Here is a 12,672-nt window from a genome sequence, read left to right on the forward strand (position 1 = left end):
GTTGAACGCGTGTCCGGGTGCTGTCGGCGGGCTCTGAGAGACTTGGGCGCGTGACCGAGACTCCAGCAATCCCGCGCGTCCGCGCCGAGATCGACCTGGCCGCCCTGCGCGCCAACGTGCGGGCCCTGCGCGCCCATGCGCCGGGCGCCGCGTTCATGGCGGTCGTGAAGGCGGACGGGTACGGCCACGGGATGATCCCCTGTGCCCGTGCCGCCGTGCAGGCGGGCGCCGACTGGATAGGCACCGCCACTCCGGAGGAGGCCCTCGCCCTGCGGGCCGCCGGGCTCCCCGGCCGGATCATGTGCTGGCTGTGGACGCCGGGCGGCCCCTGGCGCGAGGCCGTCGAGGCCGATCTGGACGTGTCGGTGAGCGGGCTGTGGGCGCTGCGCGAGGTCACCGCCGCCGCCCGCGATGCGGGCCGCACGGCCCGCGTCCAGCTCAAGGCCGACACCGGCCTGGGGCGGGCCGGCTGCCAGCCCGCCGACTGGGCGGAGCTGGTCGAGGAGTCCCTGCGCGCCGAGGCCGAGGGGCTCATCAAGGTCACCGGCCTCTGGTCCCACTTCGCCTGCGCCGACGAGCCCGGCCACCCCTCCATCGCCGCCCAGCTCACGGTCTTCCGCGAGATGGTGGCCGGGGCCGAGCGGCAGGGGGTGCGCCCCGAGGTCCGCCACATCGCCAACTCCCCGGGCACGCTCACGCTTCCGGAGACCCACTTCGACCTGGTCCGCCCCGGGATCGCGATGTACGGCATCTCGCCGAGCCCCGAGATCGGCACCCCCGAGGACTTCGGCCTGCGCCCGGTGATGCGGCTCACGGCGTCCCTGGCCCTGGTGAAGCACGTTCCGGGGGGTCACGGCGTGAGTTACGGGCATCACTACGTCACACCCGGGGACACGACCCTCGGCCTGGTCCCCGCCGGGTACGGCGACGGCGTTCCCCGGCACGCGTCGGGCCGCGGCCCCGCCCTGGTGGGCGGCAAGCTGCGCACGGTCGCTGGCCGGGTGGCGATGGACCAGTTCGTGGTCGACCTGGGCGGGGACGAGCCGCCGGTGGGCTCCGAAGTGGTCCTGTTCGGGCCCAGCGACCGGGGCGAGCCGACCGCGGAGGACTGGGCGCAGGCGGCGGGCACCATCGCGTACGAGATCGTGACCCGGATCGGTTCGCGCGTTCCCCGCGTCTATGTGAACGAGATGGACGAGTCGGGCGACGTGGACGACGCGGACGCGCGGGCGGCGGGCTGAGTCCCCAGACTGGGCCCGAGGGCGGACGACTGAGGAGGAGCGGCACGTGAGCGAGAGCAGCACGGGGGCGGCCGCGGCGGACGTGGCGCTGGCGGCGGCCGGCGCCGGTGCGGCCGGGAACTGGCGCAGGGCCGGGGTGGCCGGCGCCGCGATAGGCGTCATCGCCGCCGGGGCCGCCGCGGGCGTCGCCATCGAGCGGCTCACGGTCGGCCGCGGCATGCGCAAGAAGGCCCGCCTCGCCCTGGACGCCTCGGGCCCCTACGGCTCGCTGCGCGGCACGCCGGGCACGGCCGTCGCGGAGGACGGCACGGAACTCTCGTACGAGATCGACGAGCCCGAGCCGGAGAGCGCGTCGGCGCCCCGCAGGCGGCGGCTCTTCGGGCGCAAGGTCCCGGCCCCCGTCACCGTCGTGTTCAGCCACGGCTACTGCCTCAACCAGGACTCCTGGCACTTCCAGCGGGCCGCCCTGCGCGGCGTGGTCCGCGCGGTCTACTGGGACCAGCGCAGCCACGGCCGCTCGGGGCGCGGTGTCGACCAGACCGAGCGCGATGTGCCGGTCTCCATCGACCAGTTGGGCCGCGACCTGAAGGCCGTCATCGACGCGGCGGCGCCCGAGGGCCCGCTGGTCCTCGTCGGGCACTCCATGGGCGGCATGACGACGATGGCGCTGGCCGCCCACTACCCCGAGCTGATCCGGGACCGGGTCGCCGGGGTCGCCCTCGTGGGTACCTCGTCCGGGGGGCTCGGTCAGGTCAACTACGGCCTTCCGGTGGCGGGCGTCAACGCGGTGCGGCGGATCCTGCCCGGAGTGCTGCGGGCGCTCGGCTCGCAGGCGGAGCTGGTGGAGCGGGGGCGGCGGGCCACCGCCGACCTGTTCGCGGGCATCATCAAGCGCTACTCGTTCTCGTCGAAGGACGTGGACCCGGCCATCGCGCGGTTCGCCGAGCGGATGATCGAGTCGACGCCGATCGACGTGGTCGCGGAGTTCTACCCGGCCTTCGCCGAGCACGACAAGGCGGCCGCCCTGCGGCACTTCGGCCGCCTCCCCGTCCTCGTCCTGGCCGGGGACAAGGACCTGGTCACGCCCAGCGAGCACAGCGAGGCCATCGCCGACCACCTGCCGGACGCCGAGCTGGTCCTGGTGCCGGACGCCGGGCACCTGGTGATGCTGGAGCACCCGGAGGTGGTCACGGACCGGCTCGCGGACCTGCTCACGCGGGCCAAGGAGCGGGCGCGCAGCGCGGTGGGGTGACCCGGGACCCGCAGGGCTGACCATGAGGCGGACCGGCGGGTGGACCACGGGGTGGACCGGCGGGTGGACCGGGCCCCGACCCGGACGGACCGGCGGCCGTCAGCGGCTACCGTGGACGGCATGGAAGCACCGCACCGCCAGGCCCCCGCCGCCACTCTGCACCGCACCGTCAACTCTCCCCAGGAGATGGGTGAGTTGGGCCACCGGCTGGCCAAGATCCTGCGCCCCGGCGACCTCGTCATGCTCACCGGTGAGCTGGGCGCGGGCAAGACGACGCTGACGCGCGGGCTCGGCGAGGGGCTCGGCGTGCGCGGCGCCGTCACCTCGCCCACCTTCGTCATCGCCCGCGTCCACCCCTCCCTCGGCTCCGGCCCCGCCCTCGTGCACGTCGACGCGTACCGCCTGGGCGGCGGGCTCGACGAGATGGAGGACCTGGACCTGGACGTCTCGCTGCCCGACTCGGTGATCGTCGTGGAGTGGGGTGACGGCAAGGTCGAGGAGCTCTCGGACGACCGGCTGCACGTCGTCATCGACCGGGCCGTGGGGGACACCACCGACGAGGTGCGCGAGGTGACGCTGACCGGGATCGGCGAGCGGTGGGCCGACGCGGACCTGGCGTCGCTCGACGGCTGACCACGAGTGCCTGCCGGCCACTCGCACGAGTTCATCGGGGGCTTCGTACTTTCCCCCTAAGGTTCCGACATGGTGTCGGCAAGATGTTGCACGGAGCACGCCGGGCGTGGTCGTATGGATACCGGTCCTGGTTAGGTCTACCTAACCACGTCTGCCCCCGCGGCCCCAGGAGGCGTCCATGCCGGCTTCAGAGCACGAAGCGCAGCCGCAGCCGTACGGGCTGCCGGGAATCTCCGGCGGTCCGTCGATAAGGGATCTGCTCGCGGCCTGCGCCGCGGCGGACGCGGTCTCGACACCGCCCCGCGACCCGGAGCCCGCGTTCCGCCCCCAGGAGACGGGGCGCCGCGACGCCGCGTGACGGCGACGGATCCACGTACTACGGATCCACGCGACTACGGGACGACGACGACCTTCGTCCCCATCAGCGCGAACTCCCACATGGCGTTGCCGTCCTTGCGGGACTCGCGGATGCCGCCGGTCTTCTTCGACGGGTCGGGCTTCGGCGTCGAGCCGTCGACCGCCGCGCTGAACCCGATCGCGACCCCGTCGTTGTTCGTGAACCGCACGACGTGCTCGATCGCCTTGCCGTCCGTCCCGGTCACGGAGCCCGAGCGGGAGCTCACCGTGTAGGTGCCCGGAGCCGGGTCGACCGAGCCCGCCGTCACCTCGAACGTGCGCTCCACCTTGTTGCTCTTGTCGACCAGCCACACCCGCCGGTCGCCGAGCGCGTAGACGACGCGCTCGCCGGAGCCGGACTGGCCGGGCAGCGCCTTCGGGTCGGCCTTGTCCTTGGGGGAGCGCGAGGAGGACGCGCTGGGCGACTTCTCGCGGTGCTTGCCCGTGAGGGAGTCCGGCGCGCTGGCCGAAGCCTGGTACGCGAGGAAGCCGACCACGGCGAGTGCCGCCGCCGTGAGCCCGGCCACGAATCCCGAGCTGCTCCTTGCCACTGCGCCACCTCTTCGTACTCCGTACGGCTACGGGGTGACGGTAGCAGCAGGCGTACGAACGGCAGGCGCACGCCATCCCGGGGTTGCCCCCGGGGAACGCACCCCTGAAGGGTGGCGGACCCCGCTCGGGGCCGTGCGCCGGTCGCCGGAGCCGTAGGCTGTTTGCGTGCTCTTGCTCGCTCTCGATACCGCAACCCCCGCCGTCACCGTCGCCCTGCACGACGGGTCCGCCGTCGTCGCCGCGTCAAGTCAGGTGGACGCCCGCCGCCACGGGGAGCTGCTGCTTCCGTCCGTCGACCGGGTGCTCGCCGACGCCGGACTGAGACTCGACGCGGTCACCGGCATCGTCGTCGGCGTGGGCCCAGGCCCCTACACCGGACTGCGGGTCGGCCTGATGACCGCCGACACCTTCGGCCTCGCCCTCGGGGTGCCGGTGCACGGGGTGTGCACGCTCGACGGCCTCGCCCACGCCTCCGGGATCGAGGAAGGCCCCTTCGTCGTGGCCACGGACGCCCGGCGCAAGGAGGTCTACTGGGCCCGGTACGCGGACCCGCGCACCCGGCTCACCGAGCCCGCCGTCGACCGGCCCGCCGAGATCGCCGAAGACGTCGCGGGGCTCCCGGCCGTCGGAGCGGGCGCGCTGCTCTACCCGGACACGTTCCCGGACGCCCGCGGGCCCGAGCACGTCTCGGCGGCCGCGCTGGCCTCGCTCGCGGCGGAGCGGCTCGCGAAGGGCGAGGAGCTCCTGGAGCCCCGCCCCCTCTACCTGCGCCGCCCGGACGCCCAAGTGCCCAAGAACTACAAGGTGGTCACCCCCAAGTGACTCCGGTGAGCGATGCGGTGCTGCGCGAGATGCGCTGGTGGGACATCGATCCCGTGCTCGCCCTGGAGAAGGAGCTCTTCCCGGACGACGCCTGGTCGCGCGGCATGTTCTGGTCCGAGCTGGCGCACGCCCGCGGGCCGGGTGCCACCCGCCGCTACGCGGTGGCCATGGACACGGCATCCGACGGCGGCTCCGCCGAGGGCCGGCTCGTCGGCTACGCGGGCCTCGCCGCGTCCGGGGACCAGGCCGACGTCCAGACCATCGCCGTCGCCCGCGACCAGTGGGGCACCGGCCTCGGTGCGCGCCTGCTCACCGATCTGCTGACGCACGCGACCGCCTTCGAGTGCGCCGAGGTGATGCTCGAGGTGCGCGTCGACAACACCCGGGCGCAGAAGCTCTACGAGCGCTTCGGCTTCGAGCCCATCGGCTTCAGGCGCGGCTACTACCAGCCGGGGAACGTGGACGCCCTGGTCATGAAGCTGACCGATCCCGCAACTTCCGTACAAGGAACCGACTTTCATGGCTGACTCACGCGACGTGCCGCTCGTCCTCGGCATCGAGACCTCCTGCGACGAGACCGGTGTCGGCATCGTCCACGGCACCACCCTCCTCGCCGACGCCGTCGCCTCCAGCGTCGACGAGCACGCCCGGTACGGCGGCGTCGTGCCCGAGGTCGCGAGCCGCGCCCACCTGGAGGCGATGGTCCCGACGATCCAGCGCGCCCTGAAGGACGCGGGCGTCACGGCCAAGGACCTCGACGGGATCGCCGTCACCGCCGGGCCCGGACTCGCGGGCGCGCTGCTCGTCGGCGTCTCGGCCGCGAAGGCGTACGCGTACGCGCTCGGCAAGCCCCTCTACGGCGTCAACCACCTGGCCTCGCACATCTGCGTCGACCAGCTGGAGCACGGCCCGCTGCCGGAGCCGACGATGGCGCTGCTCGTCTCGGGCGGCCACTCCTCGCTGCTCCTGTCCGCCGACATCACCTCGGACGTGCGCCCGCTCGGCGCCACCATCGACGACGCGGCGGGAGAGGCGTTCGACAAGATCGCACGGGTGCTCAACCTCGGCTTCCCCGGCGGGCCCGTCATCGACCGGTACGCGCGCGAGGGCGACCCGGACGCGATCGCGTTCCCGCGCGGGCTGACCGGGCCGCGCGACCCCGCGTACGACTTCTCCTTCTCCGGGCTCAAGACCTCGGTGGCCCGCTGGATCGAGGCGAAGCGGGCCGCGGGCGAGGACGTTCCCGTGCGGGACGTGTCGGCGTCCTTCCAGGAGGCGGTCGTCGACGTGCTGACCCGCAAGGCCGTGCGGGCCTGCAAGGACGAGGGCGTCGACCACCTCATGATCGGCGGCGGCGTGGCCGCCAACTCCCGGCTGCGGGCGCTGGCGCAGGAGCGCTGCGAGCGCGCCGGGATTCGGCTGCGGGTGCCCCGGCCCAAGCTGTGCACGGACAACGGCGCGATGGTCGCTGCGCTCGGTGCGGAGATGGTGGCCCGCAACCGGACCGCGTCGGACCTGGGCCTCTCGGCGGACTCCTCGCTTCCCGTGACGGAGCCGCACGTGCCGGGCCACGAGCACGGTCACGGTCACGGTCACGCCCCCACGCACGACCACGACCACGTGCACGAGGTCAGCAAGGAGAACCTGTACTCATGACCGTCGCGCTGATGTGGGAGGCCAGGGCCGCCGAGGGCCGCGGCGCCGAGCTGCTCGACTGGGCCCGGGGGCAGGAGCTCGCGGCCACGCCCCTGCGCCGCGAGACCTTCCGGGCCCCCGAGGACCGGGTCCTCGTCATCACCTGGTGGGACGCGGACCTCGACGCCGAGCTGCCCGAACTCCCGGAGCCCGCGGGCGAGTTGCTGACCCGTTCGGTGCACCGCTGGCGGTTCGAGTCGCTGGGCGCCGACGCCGGCTGAGGCGCCCGGGGGCTCACTCCTCGGGCACCCGCAGGAGCGTCACGATGACCACGACCTCCAAGAAGGCCGTGAAGAACGAGGTCAGCAGCGCGAGGGCGCCGACCGTCGTGTCGAAGTAGGCGTCCCAGTGCCCCTCGTCGAACACCGGCACCAGGCCGCGCACGTCGATGTACAGGGCCATGAACGCGAGGGCGAGCGCGGCGCCGCGGGCCGCCGGGCGGCGCTGCAGCAGGACGGTGCCGATCAGCAGCGGCGCGGCGACGAGCGCGACCGAGTAGAAGACGTACGGGTCCGAGGGGCCGTGCGAGGCGTCCACGAGGTTGCGGAAGAAGTCGCCCGCGTCCGAGTCGGTGCCGCCGCCGTACGTGGTGCCCGTGAGGTACACGGAGTGCCGCGTGAGCCGGTAGATGAGCCAGCCGAGTGCGGTGAGGCCCATCAGCAGCAGACAGACACCGGCCGCGACGGCGCCGGGGCGGGGACCGCCGGGGTGCGGCAGATAGCCGGGCGGCGGCGGGACCTGGCCGCCGGGGCCGTAGCCGTCGTACGGGGCGGGGGCGCCATAGGCGGCGGGGTAGCCGTATCCGTACTGCTGCTGGGGAGCCCCGAAGGGCGGCAGCGGGCGGCGCCCGGCGCGGGCCATCTCCGCGAGGACCGCGATGCCGATGACGAGCCCGGTCACCCGGACGGCGATGAACCCCTTGCCGTAGTCGCTCGCGGTCACCAGCTCGCGGTAGGTGTCGGAGGCCGAGAGGCCGATCAGATCGCGCAGCGCCAGCCAGAGGAGGGCCACCGCGAACAGCATCAGCGCGCCGCGCGCCACCCGGCGCCGCCCGAGCGCGAGGGCGCCCGCGACCAGGGCCGTCGCGACCATGGCCCAGTCGTAGGGCGTCTGGGCCATGGGGACGATGCCCGCACGCGGGTCCCACAGGGACTTGAAGAAGTGCCCCTCGCCCTGGACGTCGTAGTCGTTGATCTCGTACGCGGTCCAGACCGTGGCCGCGAGCGCGTACAGGATGACGACGGTGCCCATCCGCAGGTAGGCGGGCGCGCCGGCGGCGTCGGCCCGGCCCACCCCGCTTCCCTGTCCGACGGTGCCGTGGCTCGGTATGGCCATATCTGTTCCCCCGTATGACGTGCGTTCGACTGGCCCCGCACCATAAGCCCCCGGAGCCACCGGCGCCTACCGCCCGGCGGCCGCCAGCAACCCGTCGATGACGGCGCCCAGTTGCTGTGACACGTCGTAGTCCTCGGTCAGTTCCAGCCACTGGTCCGCGAGTTGCGCGAGGTGCGGCAGCTCGGCGGCGTCCGCCTCGGTGAGCAGGTCGGGGAAGTACCGCTTGCGGTCGGGCTCTTCGGCGCGCCGCTCCATCGCGCGCCGGAACACCAGATCGCCGTAGACGCAGTGCCAGATCGTCCGGTAGGCGCGCACGGCCTCGACCGGGTCGAGCCCGCAGTCGATGCCCGCCCCGACGATCTCCTCGACCATCCACAGGGCGCCCTTGTCGGTGAGATCGCCGAGGCTGAGGACCTCGACGACCCAGGGCATCGACCGCAGTACGGCGTGCATGTGCAGCGAGACGGCGAGCAGCCGGTCGCGGGGGTCCGCGGGGAGCTCGGGGCGCTCCATGGCGGCGGCCGTGCCGGACAGGGTGAGCATCAGCAGCTCGTCCTTGTCGCGCACGTGGTGGTAGAGCGCCATCGGCGTCGCCCTCACCTCCCGGGCGACCCGCCGCATGCTCAGCGCCCCGACCCCCTCCTCCTGGAGGATCCGCCGCGCCACGTCCACGATCGCCCCGGCCTCGATCCGCCGGGGACGGCCGACGGGGCGCCTGGCCTTGCCGTTCTCCGCTGCTTCAGCTGCCACGCGGCCATTCTCCCGCTCTCTCCCGCGCGCCCGCCAAGCCCTCTCCCGACACCGCCCGAGGTATTTTCTATACGCGTATAGTAATCTCCGCGCCATGACGCAGAAAGTGAACCCACAGGTGTCCACGGACGGGGTTAACTCCCCTTCCCTGCCCGGCCGTTGGCTGCTCCCGGTGCTGCTCGCGGTGCAGTTCCTGGTCTCCCTCGACGTGTCCGTCGTGAACATCGCCCTGCCCGACATCGGCGCCGACCTCGGCTTCGCGGACGGCTCCCTGACCTGGGTCGTGAACGCCTACGCCCTCGCCTTCGGGGGCCTGCTGATGCTCGGCGGACGGCTCGCCGACGTCATCGGGCGGCGCCGCACCCTGATGTGGGGCTTCGCGGTCTTCGGCGCCGCGAGCCTCCTCGGCGGCCTCGCCGGTACGCCGGGCCAGCTCATCGCCGCGCGGGCGGTGCAGGGCGCGGGTGCGGCGGCGCTCGCCCCGGTCGGGCTCGCCCTCATCACCGTCAACTACCCGGCGGGACCGGCCCGTTCGCGGGCCATGGGCCTGTGGGGCGCCGTGGGCGCGCTCGGCGGTGCCGTCGGCGTCATGGGCGGCGGGCTGCTCACCGACGGGGCGGGCTGGCGCTCCGTCATGCTGATCAACGTCCCGGTGGTGCTCGCCGCCCTCGCCGTCGCCCCGCGCGCCGTCCCCGCCGACCGCCGCACCCACCCCGCGCCCCGCCTCGACCTCGTCGGCGGACTCCTGGTCACGGCCGGGACGTCGGTGCTCGTCCTCGGCCTGGTGCGCACCGAGACCCACGCCTGGACCTCCGCCACCACCCTCATCACACTGCTCGCGGGCGCCGCCCTGCTCGCCGCCTTCACCGCCGTCGAGACCCGCAAGCGCGCCCCGCTGCTCCGCCCCGGGCTGCTGCGCAGCCGCCCGGTGCTCTCCGCGAACGTCTTCGCGCTCCTGATGTCCGCGGGCCAGTTCGCCGCGTTCTACTTCACCTCGCTCTACCTCCAGGAGGTCCTGTCGTACGGGCCCACGCGCGCCGGAGCCGCCTTCCTGCCGTTCTGCGTGGGCGTCGTCGCCGGGTCCACCGCGGCGGCGCGCGCCGTGGGCCGGTTCGGGGAGCGGGCGCTGCTGGTGACCGGAGGGCTCCTGGGGGCGGCCGGGTTCCTGTGGTTCGCACTGACCGCCGAGGCGGGCGGCACCTTCGCGGGCTCGGTCCTCGGCCCCTCGCTCGTGGCCAGCGTCGGCACCGGCATGTGCTTCGTGCCGCTCGGCGCGGCGGCCACGTCGGGCGTCGCCGTCGAGGAGACCGGCATGGCGGCGGGGCTGCTCAACTGCTCCCGCCAGCTGGGCGGTTCACTCGGCCTCGCGGCCCTGGCGACCGTCGCGGCCCACACCTCGGGCACCTCGGGCACCTCGGGCGACCGGCCGGGCCCGGCCGCGCTCGCGGACGGCTACGCCACGGCGTTCGCGGTGTCGGCGGCGCTGCTCGCGGCGGCGGCACTGGCGACGGCGGCGCTGCACAAGTCCCGTTCCCAGGGCCCTGCTCGGGTCGGGGGCCTGCTCGGGTCCTAGTCGTGGAGGGGGTGCCCGACCAGCATCGTCGGCGCCCCCGCCACCCGCGTCAGGAACACCGTCGCCGCGTGCCGCCCCTGCGGCTTCACCTTCTTGCGCAGCTCCTCCGGCTCGACGGCGGACCCCCGCTTCTTGACGGTCAGGATCCCGACCCCGCGCTCCCGCAGCAGTGCCTTCAACTTCTTCACGTTGAAGGGCAGTTGATCGGTGATCTCGTACGCGGTGGCGTACGGGGTGCTGTGCCGCTCCTCGGACGTGACGTACGCGATGGTCTCGTCGATGAGCCCGCCGCCCACCTGCCGGGCCACCTCCGCGACCAGATGGGCCCGGATGACGGCGCCGTCCGGCTCGTACAAGTACCGCCCCACGGGCCGCACCTCGGGGTCGGGCAGCATCGCGTCGAGGGAGGTCCACAGGGAGGCGCCGGAGGGCAGCAGGGTCGCCCGGTGCGAGCGCGCCGTGCCCGTGCCGAACCACAGCACGGCCTCCTTCACGTCCCCGCCGTCCGAGATCCACTCCGCCTCGGCCTCGGCGGGCACCGCCTCGTGCGGGATGCCGGGCGCGATCTTCAACGCGGCGTGCGGAGCCTTCAACGCGGCGGTGACCGCCCACGACAGCGGCGGCGAGTAAGCCTCCGGATCGAAAATCCTCCCTCGCCCGCCCCTCCGCGCCGGATCCACGAACACGGCGTCGTACGAAGCCGTGTCCACCTCCGTCACATCCGCCTCACAGACCTCGATGAGCTCGGCGAGCCCCAGCGCCTCCGCGTTCGCCCGCGCCACCGCACACGTCAGCGGCGACCGGTCGACGGCGAGCACGGAGATCCCGGCCCGTGCGAGCGCGATCGCGTCCCCGCCGATCCCGCAGCACAGATCGGCCACGCTCCGTACGCCCAGGGCCTTGAAGGACTCGGCGCGGTGGGTGGCGACGGACGTGCGGGTGGCCTGCTCGACACCGTCCGGCGTGAAGAACATCCGGGCCGCGTCCTCGGCCCCGAACTTCGCCACCGCCCGCTGCCGCAGCCGCGCCTGCGCGAGCGCCGCCGAGACCAGCGCCGCCGGGTGCGTGCGGCGCAGGCGGGTGGCCGCGGCCAGCTCCCCGGCCGGTGCGACGTCCCGTACCTCGTCGAGGAGGGCGCGGCCCTCGGGGGCGAGCAGCGCGGCGAATTCCGATGCGGGGGAGAGCTGGTCGTTCACCCGGCCCATTGTGGGCCAGTCGGTGGATGGTGCGCGTCCGGTGGCGGTGTCGGCCTGGCTGCAGGGCTGTGAGCTGCGAGGATCCGGCGCCATGCAACTAGTACGACAAAACGACAAAAGAGCCAGAAAGCGGAAGCTCCCGGCGTACGCCACCGTGGCCGCTCTCGCCCTCACCGCGATCGTCTCGGGCTGCGCGTCCGGCGACGGCGACACCGTCCGCCCCGCCCCCGGCCAGCAGCCCCTCAAGGCCCCGCCGGCCCGCGCCCTCGACAGCTACGCCCACAAGCTGCGCGTCGCCCAGGCCCAGCGGGCCGCCGCCGCGAAGCGCTGGGGCCTGGCCAGGACCCCCCTCGCCGCACCCCGCCCGCCCGCCAAGAAGCCGCACATCGCCACCCGCAAGGGCTTCGAGGTCCGCGACCAGGCGCACCTGCCGCCCGTCTTCACGACCGTCCCCACCAAGGAGAAGGTCGTCTTCCTCACCATGGACGACGGCGCCGAGAAGGACCCGGCGCTGCTGCGGATGATGAGCGAACTGAAGATCCCCTACACCGCGTTCCTCAGCGACTACCTGGTCAAGGAGGACTACGGCTACTTCAAGAAGATGCAGGACAGGGGGGTCACCCTCAACAACCACACCCTCAACCACCGCTATCTGCCCGGGCTTTCGTACGAGGGGCAGCGGCGCGAGATCTGCGGCATGCAGGACGTGATCCGCAAGCACTACGGCAAGCGCCCCCAGCTCTTCCGCCCGCCGTACGGCAACTACAACCAGGACACGCTGCGCGCCGCGAAGTCCTGCGGCGTCAAAGCGGTGCCACTGTGGGCGTCCGAAGCATTCGTCGACCACATGGAGTGGCGCGAGTGGGACCGGGACCTGCACCCCGGCGACATCATCCTCACGCACTTCCGGGGGCGTGAGGACTGGAAGGGCACGATGCCCGACATGATCCGCCGGGTCATGAAGACGGTGACGGACAAGGGGTACGCGGTGGCCAGGCTGGAGGACTACCTGTGACGCGGCGGGCGCGGGCGCACAGACTGCTGGCGGGCTTGCTGGCGACCGCGGTGCTCGCGCCCGCACTCACCGCGTGCGCCGACTCGGTGGACCCGATCGAGAGGCTGGGCAGGAAGGCGGCCCAGAAGGTGCCGCGGAAGGGCAGACCGGGGAGCGAGCCGTCTCGCTGCGGGCAGCCGCTCCGCACGGCGGATCCCACCCCTGTGAAGGCT

At 73.4% G+C, this 12,672-nt stretch carries 14 protein-coding genes; 10 read left to right on the plus strand and 4 right to left on the minus strand.

The annotated features are described in order from the left end of the window. Positions 1-50 precede the first annotated feature (50 nt). From alr to ACQB60_RS35355, 4 genes are all read left to right on the plus strand, one after another. Complete coding sequence (gene alr / locus ACQB60_RS35340) at positions 51-1,241, plus strand: alanine racemase (RefSeq protein WP_496930210.1); 1,191 nt, start codon at positions 51-53, stop codon at positions 1,239-1,241. Between the two features lie 46 nt (positions 1,242-1,287). After that, complete coding sequence (locus ACQB60_RS35345; RefSeq protein ID WP_496930211.1) at positions 1,288-2,493, plus strand: alpha/beta fold hydrolase; 1,206 nt, start codon at positions 1,288-1,290, stop codon at positions 2,491-2,493. A 120-nt stretch (positions 2,494-2,613) separates the two neighbouring features. Beyond that, positions 2,614-3,126 carry a tRNA (adenosine(37)-N6)-threonylcarbamoyltransferase complex ATPase subunit type 1 TsaE gene (tsaE, locus tag ACQB60_RS35350; RefSeq protein ID WP_496930212.1) on the plus strand — a complete coding sequence of 171 codons (513 nt, stop codon included), beginning with the start codon at positions 2,614-2,616 and terminating at the stop codon, positions 3,124-3,126. Positions 3,127-3,304: 178 nt separating this feature from the next. Next, the gene (locus tag ACQB60_RS35355; protein ID WP_496930213.1) at positions 3,305-3,484 is read left to right on the plus strand and encodes a hypothetical protein; all 180 of its coding nucleotides are present in this window, start codon (positions 3,305-3,307) and stop codon (positions 3,482-3,484) included. A 34-nt stretch (positions 3,485-3,518) separates the two neighbouring features. On the opposite strand, the gene ACQB60_RS35360 is transcribed toward ACQB60_RS35355, so the two are convergent. Beyond that, complete coding sequence (locus ACQB60_RS35360; RefSeq protein ID WP_496930214.1) at positions 3,519-4,073, minus strand: L,D-transpeptidase; 555 nt, start codon at positions 4,071-4,073, stop codon at positions 3,519-3,521. A 166-nt stretch (positions 4,074-4,239) separates the two neighbouring features. On the opposite strand from ACQB60_RS35360, the gene tsaB reads away from it, so the two are divergent. Genes tsaB through ACQB60_RS35380 form a run of 4 tightly spaced genes read left to right on the plus strand, consistent with a single transcriptional unit; the run spans position 4,240 to position 6,812 of the window. After that, positions 4,240-4,896 (plus strand): tRNA (adenosine(37)-N6)-threonylcarbamoyltransferase complex dimerization subunit type 1 TsaB, encoded by a 657-nt coding sequence (gene tsaB / locus ACQB60_RS35365; RefSeq protein WP_384830016.1) that lies wholly within the window; start codon positions 4,240-4,242, stop codon positions 4,894-4,896. A 29-nt stretch (positions 4,897-4,925) separates the two neighbouring features. Next, positions 4,926-5,423, plus strand: a complete 498-nt coding sequence (rimI, locus tag ACQB60_RS35370) for a ribosomal protein S18-alanine N-acetyltransferase (RefSeq protein ID WP_496930352.1) — start codon at positions 4,926-4,928, stop codon at positions 5,421-5,423. Next, positions 5,416-6,552, plus strand: coding sequence for a tRNA (adenosine(37)-N6)-threonylcarbamoyltransferase complex transferase subunit TsaD (gene tsaD, locus ACQB60_RS35375; RefSeq protein WP_496930215.1), 1,137 nt, complete (start codon positions 5,416-5,418; stop codon positions 6,550-6,552). The genes rimI and tsaD overlap by 8 nt, the downstream gene beginning before the upstream one ends. Then, complete coding sequence (locus ACQB60_RS35380) at positions 6,549-6,812, plus strand: hypothetical protein (RefSeq protein WP_496930216.1); 264 nt, start codon at positions 6,549-6,551, stop codon at positions 6,810-6,812. The genes tsaD and ACQB60_RS35380 overlap by 4 nt, the downstream gene beginning before the upstream one ends. A 13-nt stretch (positions 6,813-6,825) precedes the next feature. Here the strand turns inward: ACQB60_RS35380 and ACQB60_RS35385 are convergent, their stop codons facing one another. Together ACQB60_RS35385 and ACQB60_RS35390 are read right to left on the minus strand one after the other, a co-directional pair. Further along, positions 6,826-7,926 (minus strand): hypothetical protein, encoded by a 1,101-nt coding sequence (locus ACQB60_RS35385; RefSeq protein ID WP_496930217.1) that lies wholly within the window; start codon positions 7,924-7,926, stop codon positions 6,826-6,828. A 66-nt stretch (positions 7,927-7,992) separates the two neighbouring features. Then, positions 7,993-8,676: a TetR/AcrR family transcriptional regulator gene (locus ACQB60_RS35390; protein ID WP_496930218.1), complete on the minus strand. Its 684-nt coding sequence runs from the start codon at positions 8,674-8,676 to the stop codon at positions 7,993-7,995. A 94-nt stretch (positions 8,677-8,770) separates the two neighbouring features. Here ACQB60_RS35390 and ACQB60_RS35395 point away from each other — a divergent pair, with 94 nt between their 5' ends. Further along, the gene (locus ACQB60_RS35395) at positions 8,771-10,249 is read left to right on the plus strand and encodes an MFS transporter (RefSeq protein WP_496930219.1); all 1,479 of its coding nucleotides are present in this window, start codon (positions 8,771-8,773) and stop codon (positions 10,247-10,249) included. Here the strand turns inward: ACQB60_RS35395 and ACQB60_RS35400 are convergent. Then, on the minus strand, positions 10,246-11,454 hold the full coding sequence (locus ACQB60_RS35400) for a class I SAM-dependent methyltransferase (protein ID WP_496930353.1): 1,209 nt from the start codon (positions 11,452-11,454) through the stop codon (positions 10,246-10,248). The two genes, ACQB60_RS35395 and ACQB60_RS35400, sit on opposite strands and share 4 nt — an antisense overlap. 82 nt (positions 11,455-11,536) lie before the next feature. Between ACQB60_RS35400 and ACQB60_RS35405 the strand changes: the two genes are divergently transcribed. After that, complete coding sequence (locus ACQB60_RS35405; protein ID WP_496930220.1) at positions 11,537-12,460, plus strand: polysaccharide deacetylase family protein; 924 nt, start codon at positions 11,537-11,539, stop codon at positions 12,458-12,460. Positions 12,461-12,672: the final 212 nt, after the last annotated feature.

It is taken from the genome of Streptomyces odontotermitis, assembly GCF_050510915.1.
Classification (GTDB): domain Bacteria; phylum Actinomycetota; class Actinomycetes; order Streptomycetales; family Streptomycetaceae; genus Streptomyces.